The organism is Micromonospora sp. NPDC048843 (assembly GCF_040649965.1).
Classification (GTDB): domain Bacteria; phylum Actinomycetota; class Actinomycetes; order Mycobacteriales; family Micromonosporaceae; genus Micromonospora; species Micromonospora hortensis.
Genome location: NZ_JBEZGJ010000071.1, coordinates 1 through 21,216, shown reverse-complemented (window position 1 = coordinate 21,216; position 21,216 = coordinate 1). Strand labels below are relative to the sequence as shown.

Below are 21,216 nucleotides of genomic sequence, written 5' to 3'. Positions count from 1 at the left end.
AGGCGCTCCATCGGCCCGATGGTCACTGGTGGCGGTGCTCGACCCCGCCGAACCCGACATAACTCGCGTCCGGCACACGCTCCAAACGTTATCCGGTTACGCCGTCGGCGAACGCTACGGCAGGATGCACGAGTGGAACCCGTGGAGATCATCGAGGACGGCGTGCTGCTGCGGCCCTGGCGGGAGGCGGACGCCGAGGCCGTGCACCGAGCCTGCCAGGACCGGGACATTCAGCGTTGGACCACCGTACCGCGCCCGTACCGGCCGGAACACGCCCACGGATTTGTCACCGAGATGAGCCGGAAGGCCTGGGCCGAGGGCACCGGGGCACCGTTCGCGGTCTGCGATCCGAACACCGGGGAGCTGCTGGGTTCCAGCGGGCTCATCTCGATCCACAAGGACGGCACCGGTGAGATCGGCTACTGGACGGCTCCCTGGGCGCGTGGTCGGGGCGTGATGGTCCGGGCCACCCGGGCGGTGGCCCGCTGGTCGTTCGACACCATCGGGCTTCGCCGGCTCATCTGGCAGGCCGAGGTGGGCAACCACGCCTCCCGGCTGGTGGCCCTCCGGGCCGGTTTCCGGATCGAAGGCCGGTTGCGGCTGGCCAACCCGGCGCTGCCCGGCAGCACGGACGGCTGGATCGGCTCACTGCTGCCCGGCGAGGTACCGGCCGCCGGGTCGACCGGTCCGGCCGGTCCGGGCACCCTCGCCGCCCGGCGGGCCGCCGTCTTCGGCCGCCCACAGCCCGTTCTGTTCGCCGAGACCGGGGACGGCGAGCTGCGGCTGCGGCCCATGGAGGAGAAGGATCTGGACGCCGTGGTGCACACCTCCCAGGACCCGGAAACCATCCGCTGGACGACAGTGCCGGACCCGTACGAGCGCGCCGACGCGCAGGGCTACCAGGCTTACGGCCGGGACGCCTGGGCTCGGGGGGACGCCGCCTGCTTCGTGATCGCCGACCCCGACGACCGGTACGCGGGCACGCTCGACCTGCGGCTCTCCCCCGCCGACCCGCTGGTGGCCGACGTCGGCTTCGTGACCGCGCCGACGGCCCGGGGGCGGGGTTATCTGCCAGCCGCGCTGGTCGCGCTCAGCGCCTGGGGCTTCAGCACGTTGGGCCTGGCGCGGATCGAGTGGAAGGCGAACGTGGGCAACACCGCCTCCCGCCGGGCGGCGGAGAAGGCGGGCTTCCTGGTCGAGGGGATCGCCCGGGGCGGCGTGCAGCACCGGGGCGAGCGGGTGGACGTGTGGGTCGGGGCGCTTCTCGCGAAGGATCTGGGATGAGTCTGCGGCCGGTCGTCGAGGCGCACGGGGTGCGGCTGCGCCCGTTTCGCGCTGAGGACAACGCCGACGTGGTGGACGGCTGCGCGGACCCGCTGACTCAACGGTTCGTGTCGAACCTGCCGACGCCGTACACCGCTACCGACGCCCGCTGGTGGATCGACGTCGGCGCGCCGGCGGCCTGGACCGGCGGCGGCACGGCGTACGCCGTCGCGGACCCCGCTACCGACCGGCTGCTCGGCGCTGTGGGGTTGAACAACCCGGTGCCCGCCCGGGGTCAGCTGGAGATCGGTTACTGGATGCGACCGGCGGCGCGTGGTCGCGGGCTGGCCGCCGCGGCGACCCGCGCGCTGAGCGAGCACGCGTTCGCCGCCGGGGCAGCCCGACTGGAGTTGCTCACCGATCCGGAGAACGGCCCGAGCCAGCGGGTCGCGCTGGCCGCCGGCTTCCGCTACGAGGGTCTGCGCCGGTCGGCCGGTGCGTCCCGCGACGCGGGTCGGCACGACCTGCTGGCCTGGGTACGCGTCGTCGGTGATCCGCCCGGCCCGGTCGCCCGCCTGCTGCCCGACCTGCCCGGCGGGGTGCTCACCGACGAGGTGGTGGCGTTGCGCCCACTCGGGCCGGACGACGCGGCGCTGATCTACCGACTGCACAGCCGACCCGAGGTGGTGGCGAACCAGGCGCCGCCGGTGCCGCCGACCCGTGAGGCGATGGAGCGGCGTTGTCGTCTCGCGCAGAGCGGCTGGCTGACCGGCGAGATCGCCCGGCTGATGATCACGGACGTGGCCAGCGGCGAACCGGTGGGCAGTTGCGGCTTGTCGTACACCGATGTGGCCGCCGGCGAGGCGTCGGTCGGCTACGCGTTGCTGCCGGACTGGCGCGGCCGGGGGTACGCGACGCGGGCGGTCAGGTTGCTCGCGGGCTGGGCGTTCGGAGCGGCCGGTGTCGCCCGGCTGTCGGCCGGCACGGTGCCGGACAACACCGCGTCGCACCGGGTGCTGGAGCGGGTCGGTTTCCGGCGCGAGGCCCTTCAGCGCGGCCGGCTGCCCGGGTTGGCCGGCGCCCGCCTGGACGACCTGACCTTCGCATTGCTCCCCGCCGACCTCCGCTGACGGACCATGGAGTTGTGGTGGGCGTTCCCCACCACAACTCCATGATCGACGCGGATCGGCTACCTGTCAGTGGCGAGGGAGATGATGCCGTAGTCGTACGCGTGGCGCCGGTAGACGACGCTCGGGCGGCCGGACTCCTTGTCCTGGAAAAGGTAGAAGTCGTGGCCGACCAACTCCATCTCGAACAACGCGTCGTCGATGGTCATCGGCTCGGCCGGGTGCACCTTCTCCCGGGCGATGTGCCACGGCTGGTCGTCCTGCTCCTCTTCGACCCGCTCCGCGACAGCGGTGCCGGCGCGGGCGCCATCGCTCGGCGCGCTCAGCGCGCTGGGCACCAGGTCCGCGACCGGCAGGCCCGCTGTGGCCTCGGCGACGGAGATCGGCGCGTGCCGACCCCGGTGTACGCGGCGGCGGTCGGCAGCGCGGCGCAGCCGGGTGTCGAGCTTCGCGATGGCCGCGTCGAGCGCGCTGTAGAAGTCGTTAGTGCAGGCTTCGGCCCGAATCACCGGACCTCGGGAAACGCAGGTGATCTCCACCCGCTGGCAGTGGTCGGCTTGGCGCGGATTGCGCTCGTGAAACAGCTCGACATCAACGCGAATAAGTTTGTGGTCGTAGCGTTCGATCTTCGCGAGTTTCTCGGCTACGTGTACCCGGTAATGGTCCGGCACTTCGACGTTTCGGCCCTTGACCACGATGTCCACGTGACCTCCCTTGTTCGGACGGTCTTCGATCCGGTTACCCGGCCGCGCGCCGTGGGGAGACCCGCTGGCGTCGACCGGTTGGTACGGCTACGCCTCCTCTCACCGCCAGGGGTGGTTGGAACGACCTCCTACCCCCGACAGCGAAACGCTAACTCTTGTTTGCCCGGCAGTCACCCCATGTTGCCGAGACGGCCCAGGATTTTTCGCAGCTCATACACCAACGGGTGAAACGGAAACACAATCGGTTACGACTGGTGTCTTTTCTCGGTCGCCGCGAGCACCGCCGCGACACTCGGTGCCCATCCTGTCGCGGTCAGCACCCGGCTCGCGGCGGCGAGGGTAACGCCGGTGGTGACAATGTCGTCGAGCAGCACCACGACCGGCGACGCACCCGCGGCACGACCCCGGACCGGCCCGGTCGAACGGGGCTGGAAGGCCGCCTCGGCCGCCGCCGCGCGCCCGGCGCTGTCCAGGGTGAGCGAGTCGGGCCGGGGCGACGCCCGCAGCGGACGGTGCACCCGCACCGCCCAACCGCTCCGGTTGAGCCGGGCCGCGCAGTGCCGGGCCAGCCGGTCGAGATGGTCTCCGTAGCGGGACCGGGCCGCCGCCGCGGTGTCCGGGACCGGAACCAGCGCCAGCGGACGGGCCCCACCGACGGCCGCCCCGACGACCTCGGCGAGCAGCGCGCCGAGCGGGCGAGCCAGCCCGTGTCGACCGTGTTCCTTGTACGCCAGCAGGGCCTCGCGCAGCGGACCCTCGTACGGGCCGAGGGCGACGCAGGGCGGCAGACCCGGCGGGGCGGGGGTGGGGCGGACCGTCCGTGGCCGCAATGCACCGAGCGCCGCGACACAGCCTGGGCAGACCCCGTGCCGCAGGCCGGGGCGGCGCTCCCGACAACCAGCGCAGTCGGCGGGCAGCACCAGGTCGGCGAGGTCCGCCCAGAGCCCGCTCACAGTGTCAGTAGAGGAAGAACGGTGCCGACGGGTTGCTCGGCCGGACACCGGTCGGCACCGGGGCGATGTCGCGTACCCGGCCGGGCTCGATCCGTTCGAACGGGCTGCTGCGGTAGGCCACCCCGTTCGCCTCGTACATGTACGCCCCGCTGGGCGCCCGCACACCGCGGTTGGTCGGGTACGCGGTCAGGTGGGTGACCTTGGCGCCGAGGTCGGTCCGCAACGGCGTCTCCAGGGCGCCGTCGACACTGATCTCGTAGATCGCCGGCTGGCCGACCGACCCCGCCACCACCAGCTGGTCCTCCCTGCCCCAGTCGACAGCCGTCGGGTTGGTCAGCGAGGTGACCAACTCTCGGGGCGGGCCGAGGGAGGCCCCGCCGCCGTCGAGGTTGACAGCGGCGACGTAGAGACGGCCGCCGGCGATCAGCGCCACCCGCTGGCCGTCCAACGCGGCGGCCACAGCGGTGACCGCGGCGGAGGGCAGGTTGAGCGGCACCGGATACATCCGGGCCGCCTCGTCGAACCGGTAGAGCTGCCCGTCGGCCACCACCAGGCCGCGGCTGGGGCGGTTGTCGACGGTACGCAGCCAGACCGGTCGGCCGATCGAGGAGTATTCGGTGGCGCTGCGGCTGACGACGGGGACCGGGTCGGCACCTGTGCCCACTGCGAGTCGGTACCGGTTCTTGCCGTCGGCGACCACCATCGCGGCGAGGATCCGGCGGTCCTTGGCCAGCCCGAGGCTGGCGGAGACGACGTTACGGTTGGCCTCGGGTGTCAACGGCACAGTGCCGCTGGGCTCGCCGTCGAAGTCGAGTGGGTGGATCACGCCGTCGTACACGCCGAACCGCTGCGGGCTGGCGGCGTACGGGTAGAGCTCCCGGGAGTCTCGTCGCTCGCTCAGGTCCACCACTGGCTGCGCGTTGTTGCGGATCTTCAACTCCAGCTGACCGGGGAGGTCACCCAACGACCAGGCGATCTGCGTGATCAGCTGGTCGATCCCGCTCTGGTCGTCACCGGACATGTCCAGGTTGACCTCCCACCGGCCGTTGCCGCCGGTGGCGTTGTTGATCAGCTCGGTGCGGTCCGGCAGCCCGACGACTCCCGGCCGCAACCAGTCGGAGGGGCCGCCGACCAGCCACTTCACCACCTCGTTGACCTGCCGCTCGACCGGCACCGCCTGCGGCCGGTAGCGCTGGTCGGGCACCAGGCGGCTCCGGTCCGAACTCCAGAAGTAGATCGTCTCGTCCTGGTAATACTCCCTGAGTGCGGTGTCGCTGAGCAGCAGCACGTTGGGCGGGTTGATGATGTAGAGGCCGGCCCGGTCATCGTTGACGCCGCCGTTGAAGGACGCGCTGCGCAGGCCGAACTCGTACTCCGTCTCGGTCGCCACCGGTGGAGCCAGGGTGCCGTTGGTCCGCAGCACCCCGACCTGCTGCACGGTGATCTTCACGGTCGTGGTCGAGTCGCTGTTGAGGGTGTAGACCGCCTCGCGCAGCCGAACCACGTTCAGCGCGACCTCGCTGCCCTTCTTGTCCTGTAGGCGGGTCTTGTCCTCCGGGGCGATGAACGCCTTGACCCGCTCGTACGCCCGATCCGGCTCGCCGGCGGCGGCGGACAGGAAGTTGCGGACGAACGTCTCGTTGACGCTGCCGCTGGCCGTCCGCGTCGGTGGTTCGCTGCCCCGACTGATCACACCGGCCCCGGTCGCGGCGCCGCCCTTGCCGTCCACCCGCACGTCGGATGCCGCCGGGATGCCGCAGCCGGCGCCCAGCAGCACCATCACGCCGAGGGTCCCGAGCAGAGTCGGCCGTCTCACGAGCGCACCTCCGTCCGCTGTCCGTCTCCGGCCGGAGCCGGGCCGATCGCCAGTGCCCCGCCGGTGCCGGGACCGATGGCCAGTGGCCCACCGTCGCGGGGGCCGCCGAACGGCAGGGCGGCGTCGGCCGGCACCAGCCGCAGCGGTGAGGTGGTCAGCCGATCGCCCGCACGGGCCGGCAGGGTGAGCCGGAACTGCGCGCCCTGCCCGGGAGCACCCCACGCCTCCAGCCAACCGCCGTGCAGCCGGGCGTCCTCCAGGCTGATCGACAGGCCCAGCCCGGTGCCCCCGGTCTGCCGCGCCCGGGACGGGTCCGCCCGCCAGAACCGGTTGAACACCAGCTTCTCCTCGCCCACCTTCAGCCCCACACCGTGGTCGCGGACGGTGATCGCCACGGCGGTCTCGTCGATGCCGAGGGTGATCAGCACCGGGCGCGCCTCACCGTGCTCGACGGCGTTGCCGACCAGGTTGCGCAACACCCGCTCGACCCGGCGCGGGTCGACCTCGGCGATCACCGGCGTGCCCGGCAGGTCGAGTTCGATCGGTACGCCCACCCGCTCGGCCAGGCCAGCCAGCCGGTCGACCACCCGGTGCACCACGGGGACCAGGTCGGTCGGCTCGGAGTCCAGCATGGCGAAGCCCGCGTCGAACCGGCTGATCTCCAGCAGGTCGGTGAGCAGCTCCTCGAATCGGTCCAACTCGGCCTGGAGCAGCTCGGCGCTGCGGGCGACCGCCGGGTCGAACTCGTCGCGCTCGGCGAAGATCAGGTCGGCGGCCATCCGGACCGTGGTCAGCGGGGTACGCAGCTCGTGGGAGACGTCCGAGGTGAAGCGGCGCTGCAACCGGGACATCTCTTCCAGGCGCAGGATCTGCCGTTGCAGGTTGGTGGCCATCTGGTTGAACGACGCGGCGAGCAGAGCCAGGTCGTCCTCGCCATTGACCACCATCCGCTGGTCGAGCAGGCCGGCGGAGAGCCGCTGGGCGGTTCGTGCGGCGACCCGGACCGGGTTGACCACCAGCCGGGTGACCAGCGCCGCGAGCAACCCGAGCAGGATCACCAGCGCGACCCCGGTGGCCACCACTGTCGCGCGGGCGTCGCCGGCGGTGACGTCCTGCCGACCCAGCGGGACCAGGTAGTAGAGCTCGATCTGGCCGAAGCGGGTGGGCACCGGCGAGCCGTAGACCAGGTATTTGGTGGTCCCGCCGGTGAGTCGCCCGGTGCGGATCTGACTGGCCACCTTGCCGTCGGCGATCGCGGCCCGAAGCTCGGGGCTGATCAGCGACTGCACGTTCGCCGACGGGGAGGTGCGCGTCTGGATGTCGTTGGGATAGTCGTCGGCGGTGATCGCCACCACCACCCCGCTGGTCTGCTGGGGGTCGCCGCCGGCCAGGTAGTTGACAGTGCCGTCGATGGTCTCCTGGAGCTGCGCCTCCTGCGGCTGCCCGTAGAAGGAGACCTGCTTGGCCGCGTAGCTGGCACCGCTGGTCACCCGCTGCCGGACGTCGCTGCGAGCGCTGTCGAGCAGGATGGTGGTGATCTTGTCAGCGATCAGGAACGCGAACCCGCCGACCAGCAGACTGGACGCGACAAGGGTGATGGTCACGACCCGGACCTGGAGCGAGCGACGCCAGGTCTGGTGTGCCCGACCCACAGCACGAGCGACCCGACCGCTCACCGCACGCCAGAGCTCCCCGCCGGCGCTGGGCCGGCGGGCAGCCGTACTCGGGGAGGGTGGGGGCGGCGTGGTCGACACAGTGCGACCAGGCTATCCGGTCCCTGCCTTGTAACCCACGCCCCGCACGGTGAGGATGATTTCCGGTCGCTCCGGGTCCGGCTCGATCTTGGCTCGCAACCGCTGGACGTGCACGTTGACCAGACGGGTGTCGGCAGCGTGCCGGTAGCCCCAGACCTGTTCGAGCAACACCTCGCGGGTGAAGACCTGACGCGGCTTGCGGGCGAGCGCGACCAGCAGGTCGAACTCGAGCGGCGTCAGCTTCACCTCCTCGTCGTTGCGGCTCACCGTGTGCGCGGGCACGTCGATGGTGATCTGGTTGTCCGGCGGCCCGATGGTGAGCATCTCCGGGGCCACGTCCTCGCCTCGGCGCAGTCGGGCCCGCATCCGGGCCACCAGCTCCTTGGGCTTGAACGGCTTGACCACGTAGTCGTCGGCGCCGGACTCCAGGCCGAGCACGACGTCCACGGTGTCGCTCTTGGCGGTCAGCATGACGATGGGCACGCCGGACTCCGCCCGGATCGACCGGGCCACGTCGATACCACTCATACCGGGAAGCATCAGGTCGAGCAGCACGATATCGGGACGGCTGTCGCGAAAGGCGGCCAACGCCCGCTCGCCGTCCGCCACAAAAGAGGGCAGGAAACCCTCACTGCGCAGCACGATGCCGAGCATCTCGGCGAGCGCGGGGTCATCGTCGACCACCAGTACGCGGGCTCTCATGGGATTAATATTGCATCCTCATTCAGTTCGGTGGGACCGGCGTCCGCCGGTAACGCTTCGCGCCGCCGTCAAAACGGTGCTCGCGGTCCGCGGCGGCGGCGCCACGGCTGCGGTGCGTGGCGCGCGGACGGGCCGTCGCCAGGCTGCCACCATGATCCCCCTTCGGCGCCGCCTGGCGCCACCGCAGGCCGGGCCGATTCGGTTGTCGCCATCCGGACGACTGTCAGCCGAACAGCCCACGCCCCCAGTGATCCCCGCCGTCGCGTACCCCGGGAGGACAGGCGAACACCCCGCTGGAGACGTGTCGCAGGTACTCGTTCATCACGTCGTGCCGCGCCAACTGGGTCTGGATCGGCACGAACTGACGGCGTGGATCGCGCTGGTAGGCGATGAAGAAGAGGCCCGCGTCGAGTCGGCCGAGGCCGTCCGATCCGTCGACGAAGTTGTAACCCCGGCGCAGCAGCTGGGCGCCGCCGTTCCGGCTCGGGTGGGCCAGCGTGACATGGGCGTGCTCGGCGATCACCGGCTTCCCGTCCGCGCCACGGGCGGCGAAGTCGGGCTCGTCGAACTCGTCGCTGCGACCCAGCGGCGCGCCGCTGCCCTTGGTCCGGCCGACGATCTCCTCCTGCTCGGCGAGGGAGGTCCGGTCCCAGGTCTCCACGAGCATCCGGATCTTGCGGGTCACCAGGTACGAGCCTCCGGCCATCCAGTCCGGCCCGTCGCCCGGCTGCACCCACAACTGGTCGCGCAGCAGCTCGGTGTCCTCGGCCTTGAGGTTGGCAGTGCCGTCCTTGAACCCGAAGAGGTTGCGCGCGGTGGCCTGCTCCCGAGAGGTCGACGAGGTGCGGCCGAAGCCGAGCTGCGACCAGCGGACGCTCACCACGCCCATGCCGAGCCGGGCCAGGTTGCGGATCGCGTGCACCGCCACCTGCGGGTCGTTGGCGCAGGCCTGGACGCAGAGGTCGCCGCCGGAGAGCTGCGGCTGCAACGCGTCACCGGGGAACTTCGGCAGCTCGGCGAGGGCGGCGGGCCGGCGGTCGGCGAGGCCGAAGCGGTCCCGCCCGTCGGCGTCGCGGAACAGCGTCGGCCCGAACCCGATGGTGAGGGTGAGCTGCGAGGGAGGCAGGCCGAGCGCTTCGCCGGTGTCGTCCGGTGGGGCCTCCGGCATCCCACCGACCGCACCCAGCACCCCGGCGTCGCGCCCCGCGGTCATCCGGGCTGCGGCGGCCGTCCACTCCTGGAGCAGTTCGACGAGTCGGGCCCGGTCCTTGGTGATCACGTCGAAGGCCACGAAGTGCAGCCGGTCCTGCGCCGGGGTGACGATGCCGGCCTGGTGCTCTCCGTGGAACGTCACCGCCCCGGCCGGGTGGTCACTCGCCGCGGCCGGACCATGGGAGCCGTTCAGCAGCGCCCCCGCACCGGCCGCCACTCCGGCGACCCCCGCCACTCCGGCGCCGGCCAGGGTGATCGCCCGGCGCCGGGTGAACCTGCTCCCGCTCATCGACTCGACTCTCTCTGCCAGGTGGTCACTTCGCGACGGCCGCGGCGACCTTGCTGATCGGCTCGGCGAGCGCGTTGATCCCGTCGGAGAGCTCCTTGAGCTCGGCCTTGCTCAGCGCGGTGTGCAGCTTCCACCCGTCGCCGTCGCGGTGCTTGCCGAGCAGCCCCTCGACGTTGGTGAACTCGGTGTCCAGCTGGGTGACCAGCTCCGGCGAGCGCTGCTGCAACGCGGGACGCAGGGCGGACACGGCGGCCTTGGAACCTTCGAGGTTGGCGGCGAAGTCCCACAGGTCGGTGTGCGAGTAGCGGTCCTCCTCGCCGGTGATCTTGCCGCTGGCCACCTCGTCGAGCAGTTCCTTGGCACCGTTGGCGAGCTGGAGCGGGGAGAGCTTCTCGGCGTTCGCCTTGGCCACGATCTCCTTGACGTCGACCAGCAGGCGGTCGGCGATCGGGCCGTCCTTGCTGATGTCGCCGGACTGCCAGAGGTCCTTCTCGATCCGGTGGAAGCCGGTGAACTCCATCCCCTCCTCGATGACCTCCTCGCGGCCGTCGATCTTGGGGTCGAGGTCGCCGAAGATCTCGGCGACCGGCTCGATCCGCTCCCAGTAGGTGCGGGCGACCGGGTAGAGCGCCTTGGACTTCGCCACGTCGCCTGCCTTGACCGTGCCGACGAACTCCTCGGTCTTGTCCAACAGCGCGGCGGTCTGGCTCTTGACGTAGCGCTGGTAGTTGTCGGTGGCGTCACCCAGCGCGGCGTCAGCGGTGAGCGGCTGCGCCGACCCGCTGACCTTGAGCGCGCCCCGGATGCCCTTGCCACTCATCCCCGGCTTGCAGGCCGTCTGGTAGGTGCCGGCCGGCAACTCCACGTGCAGCTCGCGGCTCAGCCCGGGGGCGATGTTCTCCACCTCGCCCATCACCCGGTCGCCGTCGGCGTACACGTAGAACTCGGTCACCTTCGCGCCCGAGTTGGTGATCTTGAAGGTGGCGGTGCCGGCGCCCAGGTCGGTCGAGCCGACCTCGCAGGCGGTGTCGCTGGCCTTGACCACGATCGGCCCGCCGGACGCGGCCGAGTCACCCTTGTCGGAGTCGGAGCAGGCGGCCACACCGGCCGTAGCCAGCACGCCGGCGGCGGCCAGCGCGAAGAACTGGGTGGTACGCATCTGGACTGTCTCTCCTCGTTGGTCAGGCACGCTGCGGCGAGGACGCCGCCTCGGCCTCGGCCTCGGTGCCGGTGTCGGCCCCGCGCTCGCTGACGGTGGTGGTGGTCGCGGTGGGCGCCGGCTTGCGCCGGGCCGGTCGCAGGAAGAGCAGGAGCACCGGTACGGCGTACGCGACCCAGGCGATCGTCTCCAGCACCGTGGGCGCGGGAGTCACGTTGAACATGCCGGCGAGCAGGGCCGCGTACCAGGTGCTCGGGTCGAGCGCGCCGGTGATGTCGAAGGCCAGGTCGTTCAGACCGGGCAGGACGCCGGCCTCCTGGAAGTCGTGCACGCCGTACTTGAGGATGCCGGCGGCGACCAGGATCAGCAGCGCGCCGGTCCAGGTGAAGAACTTGCTGAGGTTGATCCGCAGGGCGCTGGCGTAGAGCAGCACGCCGAGGACCACGGCGGTGACGATCCCGCCGATCAACGCGAGCAGCGGGCCGCTGTCGCCGGCCGCGCCCTGGGCGGCCGAGTAGAAGATCAGCGCGGTCTCCAGGCCCTCGCGGATCACCGCGAGGAAGGCCATGCCGGCGACGGCGAGGGACCCGACGGCCAGCGCCTCGGTCAGCTTGCCCCGCAGTTCGCCGGCGATGGTCCGGGCGGCCCGGCGCATCCAGAAGATCATCCAGGTCACGAAGACCACGGCGGCGACCGAGGTGATCGCCTCGAACAACTCCCGGTCGTCGTAGCTCGCCAGCAGCGAGGTGGACGTGTACTCGATCAGCCAGCCGAAGAGCACCGACAGTGCCACGGCCAGGCCGACGCCCGCCCAGACCTGCGGCAGCCGGTCCCGGCGCTGCGACTTCACCAGGAAGGCGACGAGGATGCTGACCACGAGTGTGGCTTCCAGCCCTTCCCGCAGACCGATCAGGTAGGTGGCGAACATCCGGGCTCCGAATAGGTTAGGCACGCCTTAGCTGACTTAGGGCAGGCATACCTTCCTCCCTGCTCAGGGCCCTCGTCAAGTCGTTCACGACAAGCTCACTGGGCCCAAGACGAGAACCGACGACCGCCCGGCAGCCGGCCTGGCGCCGGCCGACTGTGGAAGGATCCCCGCCGTGAGGGGATTCCTGCCGTGGTTGGCGGTGCTGGCCGTGGTGCTGCTGCTCAGCGCGCTACGCCTGCGGGCGCTGGCCACCGTCGTGTCGGTCGGCTGGCTGATCTGGTGCGTCTGGACGTGGTTCCGGCCCACCCGGCGCGGCCCCCGTTCGGGCTGAACCGGCGGCGGCCAGACGCTGAACCCGTCCAGCCGGGGGCGGAGACGACGAACCGGGCCGGCTGCGAACAGCCGACCCGGTCCGGAGATGTCGATCAGTAGCGGTAGTGATCCGGCTTGAACGGACCCTCAGTGGAGACGCCAAGGTAGGCGGCCTGCTCCTTGGTCAGCGTGCTCAGCTTGGCGCCGAGCGCGCCGAGGTGCAGCCGGGCCACCTTCTCGTCCAGGTGCTTGGGCAGCACGTAGACGCCGATCGGGTACTCCTCGGTCTTGGTGAAGAGCTCGATCTGGGCGATCGTCTGGTTGGCGAACGAGTTCGACATGACGAAGCTCGGGTGCCCGGTCGCGTTGCCCAGGTTCAGCAGGCGGCCCTCGGAGAGCACGATGATGGCGTGCCCGTCGGCGAAGCGCCACAGGTCGACCTGCGGCTTGATGTTGATCCGCTCGACGTCGGACCGCTTGGCCAGCCCGGCCATGTCGATCTCGTTGTCGAAGTGGCCGATGTTGCCGACGATGGCCTGGTGCTTCATCCGGGCCATGTGCTCGTTGGTGATGACGTCGAAGCAGCCGGTGGCGGTGATGAAGATGTCGGCCTGCTCGACAACGTCGTCCAGGGTGGCGACCTGGTAGCCGTCCATCGCGGCCTGCAACGCGCAGATCGGGTCGACCTCGGTCACCACGACCCGGGCGCCCTGGCCGCGCAGCGACTCGGCGCAGCCCTTGCCCACGTCGCCGTAGCCCATGACGACCGCCATCTTGCCGCCGATCAGCACGTCGGTGGCGCGGTTGATGCCGTCGATGAGCGAGTGCCGGCAGCCGTACTTGTTGTCGAACTTGCTCTTGGTCACCGAGTCGTTGACGTTGATGGCCGGGAAGAGCAGGGTGCCGGCCCGGTGCATCTCGTAGAGCCGGTGCACGCCGGTGGTGGTCTCCTCCGTCACGCCCTTGATGCCGGCGGAGATCCGGGTCCAGCGCTGGCCGTCCTCGCCGAGCGAGCGGTGCAGCAGCTCGAGGATGACCGCGTACTCCTCGGAGTCGGCGGACTCGACCGGCGGGACCGCCCCGGCCCGCTCGAACTCGGTGCCCTTGTGCACGAGCAGTGTGGCGTCGCCGCCGTCGTCGAGGATCATGTTGGGGCCCTGCCCGTCCGGCCAGGCGAGCACCTGCTCGGTGCACCACCAGTACTCCGGCAGGGTCTCGCCCTTCCAGGCGTACACCGGAACCCCGGCCGGAGCCTCGGGGGTGCCGTCCGGGCCGACGACGATCGCCGCGGCGGCGTGGTCCTGGGTGGAGAAGATGTTGCAGGACGCCCAGCGCACCTGCGCGCCGAGCGCGACCAACGTCTCGATAAGTACGGCGGTCTGGATGGTCATGTGCAGGGAGCCGGTGATCCGCGCGCCGGCGAGCGGCTGCGCCTCGGCGAACTCGCGACGGATCGCCATCAGGCCGGGCATCTCGTGCTCGGCGAGCTGGATCTCTTTACGCCCGAACTCGGCGAGCGACAGATCCGCCACCTTGAAGTCGCCGTCGGCGAGCGTGCTCGGCCGGGCCTCGGACGGCGTGCCGCTGGCGGACGCCGGGAGGGTGCTGGTCATGAAAGCTCCTGTCGAACGATGTCTGCGCCGACCCTCCACCTTACGCGCGTCGGCGACGGGCATCAGGCACGGTCCGCGGACAGCGCACGGGGCGGTCGGTGATGGACGGACCTTCCCGCCCACGTCCCGCCCGCCCCGTGCATCCCCCCGGTTTGGTTCCCCCGCACGTTCTCGGACCGTCGTCGCGATAACGCTGCGTACTCATAGAGTCACACTCAGGCACGGCGACGTCAAGCTATTCCGGGAAAGTCGGACTTGCGTCTTTCGCCCGAGCCGAAGTCAGCGCAGCCCGGACGTCGCCACGAAAGCCACACCGGCGCCGTCGATCCGCAGCGGCGCTCCCAACGCCGTACCGATCGCCGCCTCGCCGGAGGCCAGCGTCAGCGCGCCGGCACCGTCGTCGACGGTGATCGAACCGCCGGCGCAGAGCACCACCCGAGGGCCGGGCAGCGGCAGCGTCACCGAGGGCACCGCCGCGTCGACCCGCACCCGGTGCAGCGCGAAATCGTCCACCGGCACGGGCCACCAGTCCACTCCCGGCCCGAGCGGCTGCGCGGCCCGCACCGGATCGTCGAGCACCTCGAAGCGCAGCACCCGCAACAACTCGTCGATGTCCACCCGCTTCGGGGTCAGGCCGCCGCGTAGCACGTTGTCGCTGGCCGCCATGATCTCCACGCCGCAGCCGCTCAGGTAGGCGTGCAGATTGCCGGCGGGCATCCAGATCGCCTCCCCCGCCTCCAGCCGCAGGTGGTGCAACAGCAGCGCGACAAGCGCACCCGGATCCCCCGGGTACGCCTTGGCCAGCCGGCGGGTCAGCTCCGCGTCCGGGCCGTCGGTCGGCGCCGCCACCACAGCGGCCAGTAGGTCGTGACGCCTGGCGACCGGCCAGCCCAGCAGCGTCCGCACCGCCGTCCGCAACCCCGCCGGCCCGGCCCGCAACGCGGCGACAACAGGCGCCAACGCCGGTACGCCGAACGCGGCGAGCGCCTCGGCCGACTCCGCCGGATCCCGGAAACCGCACAGCGCCTCGAACGGGGTGAGCGCGACCAGCAACTCCGGCTTGTGGTGCGGGTCGGAGTAGTTGCGCTGCCCCTCGGGGCGCCCCACCTCCGCCGCATAGCCGGCCTGCGCCTGCTCGGCGTCCGGGTGGGCCTGCAGGCTCAGCGGAGCGTCGGCCGCGAGCACCTTGAGCAGGAACGGCAGCCGGCTGCCGAACCGCTCGGACACCCGCTGGCCGAGCCACTGCCCTGGCTCGTCCCGCACCAGGTCACAGAGGCTCACCCGCAGACCGGCACGATCCACGTGGGCCGGAGCGCCCGGGTGGGCCCCCAACCACAGCTCCGCCTCCGGGCCCGCGCTCGGCACCGATCGCCCCTGAAGGACGGCGATGGCCGAACGCGAGCCCCAGGCGTAGTCCCGGATCGGCCCGTACAGTGGCTCCACCTGTCAGCCCCCGGGCCGCCCGGCCGGGTCGCCCGACGTGTCCTGCGGCTGCGGAACTGCGGTGTCGGCCGCGGCACCGGTGCCGGCCTCTGCGGCGGCGGCGCTGTAGACGTCCGGCTCCAGGTAGATCACCCGGGCGATCGGCACCGCGGCGCGGATCCGCGCCTCGACGGCGTTGATGCCACGGGCCAGGTCGTGGGCGCTCTCCCACTCCGGAACGGCGATCTTGGCGGCCACCATGAGCTCTTCCGGGCCCAGGTAGAGCGTCTTCATGTGGATGATCCGCTCCACCTCGGGGCCGTCGGTGACGGCCCGCTCGATGGCGGCCAACTCGGACGCCTCGGCGCCCTCACCGAGCAGCAGGCTCTTCGTCTCGATGGCCAGCACGACGGCGATGACGACAAGCAGGATGCCGATCATCGCGGTGCCGGCGGCGTCCCACTCGCCGTTGCCGGTGATCAACGTCATGGTGACGCCGAACAGGGCGAACACCAGACCGACAAGCGCGCCGAAGTCCTCCAGGAGCACCACCGGCAGCTCCGGTGCCTTGGCGCGACGGATGAAACGCACCCAGGACTGGTTGCCCCGGACGTGGTTGGACTCCTTGATGGCGGTCCGGAACGAGAACGACTCCATGACGATCGCCGCCACCAGCACGACGACCGGCACCCAGTGCCACTCGGTGATCCCGTGCGGGTCGTGCCACTTGTGGTACGCCTCATACAGGGCGAACAAACCACCGATGCTGAACAGCACGATGGACACGATGAACGCGTAGATGTAGCGCTCCCGGCCGTACCCGAACGGGTGTTCCGGGGTGGCCGCCCGCTTGGCACGCTTGCCGCCGAGCAGCAACAGCGCCTGGTTGCCGGAGTCGGCAACCGAGTGGACCGACTCAGCCAACATCGACGAGGAGCTGGTCAGCAGGAACGCGACGAACTTGGTGATGGCGATGCCGACGTTGGCCAGCAGAGCGGCGACAATCGCCTTCGTCCCACCGTTGGCGCTCATGCCACCGCTCCGCTTCGCCGTACGAAGCCGACCGGTCCGCGCATGACGCGCCGCCCATTGCGTTCGTTCACTGGTTCGACAGCTCCTTCATCTCGGTGATGGCCGGCACGGCCATCGGGTCCAACCCGTGGGCCAGGGCAAGGTAGATCGAGGCGAAATCCGGGACCGCGATCAGCGAGGCCAGCCGCTCCAGGGCGGAGCCGCCCTCGGCGGTCACCACGTCGCACCGCACGCCACGGCGCTCGGCGAGGGTCTGCACCGCGTCCGCACGGCGCTCCTCGACGGCGAGCGGCTCGTCGGTGTCGTCCTCGGCGTTGAGCCCGCCGTCGCGCAGCAGCACCAGCCGCAGCCGGGTGCCCTCACCGTCGTCGTCCTCGGCCCGGTCGGCGAAGATGTCCCGCTCCCCCTCGGCCAGGCCGCCGAAGACGCCGTCGAGCAGCCCGACGCGACCCCGCCCGGCCTCACCCAGCGCTCCGGTGACCACCGGGTAGCGGGCGTTCGCCGACAGGGTGTCGCCGAACCGGCGGGCCGCCACAGTGGCCAGCGGGGACGAACCCCAGACGATGGGGATCGAGCCGGCCAGGCCCAGCGCCAGTGACTTCGCCGGGTTGACGAAGGACTCGGCGGCGGACCGGCAGCGGTCGGCGTCCGCGTCGAGCCGGGCCGCGGTCTCCGCCAGGTCCGCCTCATTGACCTTCACGAGCCCGAGGGAACGGGCGGCGAGCAGGACCGGCACTGTGAGCGCCCAGAGGCTGGCCCGGGCCGGGGCACGCCGGGGCACCGGGATGAACGGCGCCCGGGCCTGCTCGGCGATCGACTGCAACTGCGAGTCCGGGGCACCCACGGCGACGAGTCGGGCACCACGGCGGTGGGCCGCCTCGGCGGCGCCGAGCGCCTCCGGGCTACGTCCGGACGCGCTCACCGCGATCACCACGTCGGCCGCGCCCACCCAACCGGGTACGCCGGCGGAGCGGTGCCCGATGATCGGGACCGGGCAGCGCGGCCCGGCGACAGTGGCCAGCACGTCCCCGGTACGCCCGGCGGTGCCGATGCCGGCGATCACGACAGCTCGGGGCCGCCCGTCGTCGGCGAGCACCGCGAGGTTCGCCTCGGCTGCCAGCGCGGCGCTCTCACGAACCTGCGCACCGGCCGACGCCGTGTGCCGGAGCATGCCGCCCGGGTCGGCCTCGGCCAACGCCTGGGGGTTGTCGAGCAGGGCCTCGTCGGCGTCGCGACGCCCGCTGACCCCGGCCGTACCGTCGATCATGAGGACTGCCCGGGGCCGCCGCGCGCCTCGTCGAGCAGCAGCACCGGCACGTCGTCGCGGACCTCGAAGATCCGGCCGCACTCCGTACAGGTCAACGTCTGCGCCTCGGCGTCATAGGTGAGCGGGGCGTGGTGCGTGTCCGGACAGGCAAGGATCTCGAGCAACTGCGGATCCAGGGCCATGGCGCGGCTCCTTCCACGTGTACGGCTTGACCGACGGCGGTGCCGACCGGCGCAGGCGATCTTATCGGCGAACGCGGTCGAGCACGTCGTCCCGGAGCGAGACCATCCGATCCCGGTTGGGCGCCTCGACGTTGAGTCGTAGCAGCGGCTCGGTGTTGGAGGCGCGCAGGTTGAACCAGGCGCCGTCGGGGAAACGCAGGGTGAGCCCGTCCATCTCGTCGGCCACCGCGTCGGGGTACGCGGCGCGCACCTCTGCCACCGCCGCCGCCTGGTCGGCCACCGTCGAGTTGATCTCGCCGGAGGCGACGTAGCGCTCGTACTCACCGGCGAACACCGACAGCGGCAGCGACTGCTCGCCCAGCGCGGCCAACGTGTGCATCGCCGCGAGCATCCCGGTGTCGGCGAACCAGAAGTCCCGGAAGTAGTAGTGCGCGGAGTGCTCGCCGCCGAAGACGGCGTTGGTGCGGGCCATCTCCGCCTTGATGAAGGAGTGCCCGACCCGGGCGACGACAGGCTTCCCACCGTGCTCCCGAATGATCTCCGCGACGGCGCTGGAGGTGATCAGGCCGTGGATCACCGTGGAACCCGGGTGCTTGGCCAACTCACGGGCGGCGACGAGTGCGGTGATCGCCGACGGTGAGACGGGCTCGCCGCGTTCGTCCACCACGAAGCACCGGTCGGCGTCACCGTCGAAGGCCAACCCGATGTCGGCCCCGTGCTCGACCACAGCGCGCTGGAGGTCGACCAGGTTCGCCGGGTCAAGTGGGTTGGCCTCGTGGTTGGGGAAGCTGCCGTCCAACTCGAAGTAGAGCGGCACGATCTCCAGCGGCAGCGGCGACAGGGCCGCGTCGCCCAGCACCGTCGGAACGGTGAAGCCACCCATGCCGTTGCCGGCGTCGACGACCACCTTCAACGGCCGGATGCCCGAGAGGTCGACCAGCTTGCGCAGGTAGCCGGCGTAGTCGGGGAGCAGGTCGCGCCGCTCGGCGGGCCGGGTCGGCGCACCGGCGGGACGAGCGTCACCCGAGTCCAGGAGGGCCTGTGCCCGCTCCCGGATCTCGGCCAGGCCGCTCTCCTGGCCGATCGGGCGCGCGCCGGAGCGGCACATCTTGATGCCGTTGTACTGCGCGGGGTTGTGACTGGCGGTGAACATCGCGCCGGGCAGGTCGAGCGAGCCGGACGCGTAGTAGAGCAGGTCGGTGGAGGCGAGGCCGATCTCGATCACCGAGCGGCCCTCGGCGCGTACGCCGGTGGCGAAGGCGGCGGCAAGGCCGGGTGAGGTGGCTCGCATGTCGTACCCGACGACGACGGCGTCGCCCGGCTCGTCGGTGGAGTTGAGCAGTTGGGTGAAGGCGGCGCCCAGCGCCTCGGCGGCCCGTTCGTCCCACTGGTCCGGCACCGTCCCGCGGACGTCGTAGGCCTTCACAATCTGGGACAGATCAGACACGTGTTCCACTCCTTGGCCGCAGGTTAGACACCGATCCTGAGCCTAACGGAGGGCCAGGCCGTCCTCCGCTCAGCCGGGGAGGCGGGGTATGAACGCGGTTCGGCCGTCACCGTCGGTGGGCGGGTCACCGGGCTTCGGGCGACCGTCGGGCCGACCCGGCATCGGCTGGGTGGCCTCCGGGGCGGGGGTGTCCGGTCGGGCACCGTAAACCCCGCCGGTGGCGGGACGCGGCGACGGCACCGCACCACCCCAGCCGGCGGCCGGCGGCTGCTGGCCGTACACCTGACCGGGGCGAGGGGGCGCGGCCGGCAACCCACCGCCGGCGCGGTAGGTGGTGCCGCCGGGGTTGCCCGGCAGGGTGCCGGGCGCGTCGTCGGACGGCTTCCGGTCCTGCCGCGAACGACGGAACAGCAGCACGATGAGCAGCAGTCCGACCGCCACCAGCACAATGCCGAAGTACATCACCGGCGACCCTCCTCCGGACGACTCGGCGGCGGTCGCAGTGGTGTTCGGCGCCGCGGAGACGCCACCCTGCGCCGCAGGGTTCACCGCCTCGTCGACGGTCGCGACCTCGCTCGGGGTCGGGGTCGGCGTCGGCTTCTTCGACCGCGACGGAGTCGGCGACGGAGTGACCCGCCCTCCGGTCAGCCGCGCCGCGTCGGTGGCGCGACCCAGCGTCTGGCCGGCGGCGCTGATGCCCGCGCCCGTGACCACGAGACGGCCCCCCGGCGAACCCGCCGCGAACGCCACCCGGTAGCGCACCGTGATGCCCTTGCCCTTGCACAACGTCGGCTTCAAGGGTGACGTCTGCGCTGTCGACACCGAGCCGGCGCCGCCGGAGACGGCCACCGGGAACCAGCGCCCGCCCGCGTTGACCTCGACCGCCACCTGGTTCGGCTGGAGACCCTGCAGGCTGAAGGCCAGCGCGGTACGCAGCAGGACGCACCCGTCGGTGCGCTTACGCACCGCGACGTTCACCCCCTGCGCGGAACCGCCGGCGGCGAAGCTACTGGCCGCGCCCACCCGGACCGAGTCCTGATCGGCCAGCGCCGGTGACGCACCGAGCATCACCAGGCCGCCCGCAAGACCGCAGACCGCCGCGAGCCGTGCCACGCGTCGACGCACTGTCATGATTACCTCGCCGTTCTCCCCGGGTGGGGTCCGCGGGTCAGGCTACTACCGGCCCACCTGTCCCACCGGTCATAGAGCGCCCCGCTTGTGGGCGGCGTTACGGTTTACAGATCCTCCCGCCAACCACCTGGTGACCGGACTGACCAGCCAGTCAGCTAGCCTGCTCCGCCTCGGCGAGGGCGTCACGGCACAGCCGGTCGGCGGTGCGGGTGGTCTCCGGTAGCCGGTAGCGCGGAGTCAACGCGAGCACCTGCGCTGTCGCGTTCTCCAGGCTCATCCGATGGCCGACGCTGACGAAGACCGGCTTCACGCCGTCCCGGGTGCGCAGCACCCGACCGACGACCTCACCACCGTCGCGCAACGACGACCAGGAACCCCGTTCGGCGGCCGGCGGATCCCACACCCCGACCAGTGGCGTCTTCGCCACCCCGATCGCGGGCAACCCGGTGACCACCCCCAGGTGGCAGGCCAGCCCGAACCGGCGCGGATGGGCCAGCCCGTGCCCGTCGCAGACCAGCAAGTCCGGAACGGTGGTCAGCCGGTCGAGCGCAGCGAGCAACGCGGGCAACTCACGGAAGGCGAACAGCCCCGGCACATAGGCGAACGCGGGTCGCCCCACACCGACAGCGGAGTCCACCACCGCGAAGGTCCGGGCGTCCAGGACCGTCACGGCCGCCGCCAGCAGGTCACCACCCTCGGCGTACGCGACGTCCAGGCCGGCCACCGTCGCGGGCGCGCTCGGCCCCGGCCCGACCAGGTCCACCAGCGGCCGCAACTCCTCCTGTACGGCCACCGCCTCGGCAACACTGCCCGGCGGCCCGGTCGTTCCCGCGCCCGGCGCGTCCGGCGCGGCGTTCATGCCCGGCGTGCCCGGCGTGCGCCATGATCCACTCGGCTTCACGG

General features: G+C 71.5%; 19 protein-coding genes. 3 read left to right on the top strand and 16 right to left on the bottom strand.

Annotated features, from left to right (window positions below):
- Positions 1-132 precede the first annotated feature (132 nt).
- Both AB0C20_RS18030 and AB0C20_RS18025 read left to right on the top strand, forming a co-directional pair.
- Positions 133-1,284 (top strand): GNAT family N-acetyltransferase, encoded by a 1,152-nt coding sequence (locus AB0C20_RS18030; RefSeq protein WP_357568374.1) that lies wholly within the window; start codon positions 133-135, stop codon positions 1,282-1,284.
- Positions 1,281-2,393 (top strand): GNAT family N-acetyltransferase, encoded by a 1,113-nt coding sequence (locus AB0C20_RS18025; RefSeq protein WP_357568373.1) that lies wholly within the window; start codon positions 1,281-1,283, stop codon positions 2,391-2,393. The genes AB0C20_RS18030 and AB0C20_RS18025 overlap by 4 nt, the downstream gene beginning before the upstream one ends.
- Positions 2,394-2,452: 59 nt before the next feature.
- On the opposite strand, the gene raiA is transcribed toward AB0C20_RS18025, so the two are convergent.
- The 8 genes from raiA to efeU form a co-directional block, all read right to left on the bottom strand.
- Positions 2,453-3,094 carry a ribosome-associated translation inhibitor RaiA gene (gene raiA, locus AB0C20_RS18020; RefSeq protein ID WP_328650859.1) on the bottom strand — a complete coding sequence of 214 codons (642 nt, stop codon included), beginning with the start codon at positions 3,092-3,094 and terminating at the stop codon, positions 2,453-2,455.
- 245 nt (positions 3,095-3,339) lie between these two features.
- Positions 3,340-4,047 (bottom strand): ComF family protein, encoded by a 708-nt coding sequence (locus AB0C20_RS18015; protein WP_357184069.1) that lies wholly within the window; start codon positions 4,045-4,047, stop codon positions 3,340-3,342.
- Between the two features lie 4 nt (positions 4,048-4,051).
- Positions 4,052-5,863 carry an LpqB family beta-propeller domain-containing protein gene (locus AB0C20_RS18010; RefSeq protein ID WP_357568372.1) on the bottom strand — a complete coding sequence of 604 codons (1,812 nt, stop codon included), beginning with the start codon at positions 5,861-5,863 and terminating at the stop codon, positions 4,052-4,054.
- Positions 5,860-7,617, bottom strand: a complete 1,758-nt coding sequence (gene mtrB, locus AB0C20_RS18005) for an MtrAB system histidine kinase MtrB (protein WP_357184063.1) — start codon at positions 7,615-7,617, stop codon at positions 5,860-5,862. The genes AB0C20_RS18010 and mtrB overlap by 4 nt, the downstream gene beginning before the upstream one ends.
- Before the next feature lie 12 nt (positions 7,618-7,629).
- Positions 7,630-8,319 carry an MtrAB system response regulator MtrA gene (gene mtrA, locus AB0C20_RS18000; RefSeq protein ID WP_030331519.1) on the bottom strand — a complete coding sequence of 230 codons (690 nt, stop codon included), beginning with the start codon at positions 8,317-8,319 and terminating at the stop codon, positions 7,630-7,632.
- 223 nt (positions 8,320-8,542) lie between these two features.
- Positions 8,543-9,820: an iron uptake transporter deferrochelatase/peroxidase subunit gene (gene efeB, locus AB0C20_RS17995; protein WP_357184060.1), complete on the bottom strand. Its 1,278-nt coding sequence runs from the start codon at positions 9,818-9,820 to the stop codon at positions 8,543-8,545.
- A 25-nt stretch (positions 9,821-9,845) separates the two neighbouring features.
- Complete coding sequence (gene efeO / locus AB0C20_RS17990) at positions 9,846-10,979, bottom strand: iron uptake system protein EfeO (protein ID WP_357568371.1); 1,134 nt, start codon at positions 10,977-10,979, stop codon at positions 9,846-9,848.
- 22 nt (positions 10,980-11,001) lie between these two features.
- The gene (gene efeU / locus AB0C20_RS17985) at positions 11,002-11,907 is read right to left on the bottom strand and encodes an iron uptake transporter permease EfeU (protein ID WP_357184054.1); all 906 of its coding nucleotides are present in this window, start codon (positions 11,905-11,907) and stop codon (positions 11,002-11,004) included.
- Positions 11,908-12,079: 172 nt separating this feature from the next.
- On the opposite strand from efeU, the gene AB0C20_RS17980 reads away from it, so the two are divergent.
- Positions 12,080-12,238 (top strand): hypothetical protein, encoded by a 159-nt coding sequence (locus AB0C20_RS17980; RefSeq protein WP_328650866.1) that lies wholly within the window; start codon positions 12,080-12,082, stop codon positions 12,236-12,238.
- Positions 12,239-12,332: 94 nt separating this feature from the next.
- Here AB0C20_RS17980 and ahcY read toward each other — a convergent pair whose 3' ends face one another.
- The 8 genes from ahcY to nfi form a co-directional block, all read right to left on the bottom strand.
- Positions 12,333-13,832: an adenosylhomocysteinase gene (ahcY, locus tag AB0C20_RS17975; protein ID WP_328650867.1), complete on the bottom strand. Its 1,500-nt coding sequence runs from the start codon at positions 13,830-13,832 to the stop codon at positions 12,333-12,335.
- A gap of 279 nt (positions 13,833-14,111) precedes the next feature.
- Positions 14,112-15,275: a mannose-6-phosphate isomerase, class I gene (manA, locus tag AB0C20_RS17970; protein ID WP_357184049.1), complete on the bottom strand. Its 1,164-nt coding sequence runs from the start codon at positions 15,273-15,275 to the stop codon at positions 14,112-14,114.
- A gap of 3 nt (positions 15,276-15,278) precedes the next feature.
- Positions 15,279-16,286 carry a cation diffusion facilitator family transporter gene (locus AB0C20_RS17965; protein WP_357184046.1) on the bottom strand — a complete coding sequence of 336 codons (1,008 nt, stop codon included), beginning with the start codon at positions 16,284-16,286 and terminating at the stop codon, positions 15,279-15,281.
- Between the two features lie 67 nt (positions 16,287-16,353).
- On the bottom strand, positions 16,354-17,553 hold the full coding sequence (locus AB0C20_RS17960; protein ID WP_210817862.1) for an SIS domain-containing protein: 1,200 nt from the start codon (positions 17,551-17,553) through the stop codon (positions 16,354-16,356).
- Positions 17,550-17,735, bottom strand: a complete 186-nt coding sequence (locus AB0C20_RS17955; RefSeq protein ID WP_091394023.1) for a Trm112 family protein — start codon at positions 17,733-17,735, stop codon at positions 17,550-17,552. The genes AB0C20_RS17960 and AB0C20_RS17955 overlap by 4 nt, the downstream gene beginning before the upstream one ends.
- A gap of 61 nt (positions 17,736-17,796) precedes the next feature.
- Positions 17,797-19,182: a phosphomannomutase/phosphoglucomutase gene (locus AB0C20_RS17950; protein ID WP_357184042.1), complete on the bottom strand. Its 1,386-nt coding sequence runs from the start codon at positions 19,180-19,182 to the stop codon at positions 17,797-17,799.
- A gap of 69 nt (positions 19,183-19,251) precedes the next feature.
- The gene (locus AB0C20_RS17945; RefSeq protein WP_357184039.1) at positions 19,252-20,313 is read right to left on the bottom strand and encodes a hypothetical protein; all 1,062 of its coding nucleotides are present in this window, start codon (positions 20,311-20,313) and stop codon (positions 19,252-19,254) included.
- 151 nt (positions 20,314-20,464) lie between these two features.
- Entirely contained in the window at positions 20,465-21,172 is a 708-nt protein-coding gene (gene nfi, locus AB0C20_RS17940) for a deoxyribonuclease V (RefSeq protein WP_357568375.1), read from the bottom strand.
- Positions 21,173-21,216 lie beyond the last annotated feature (44 nt).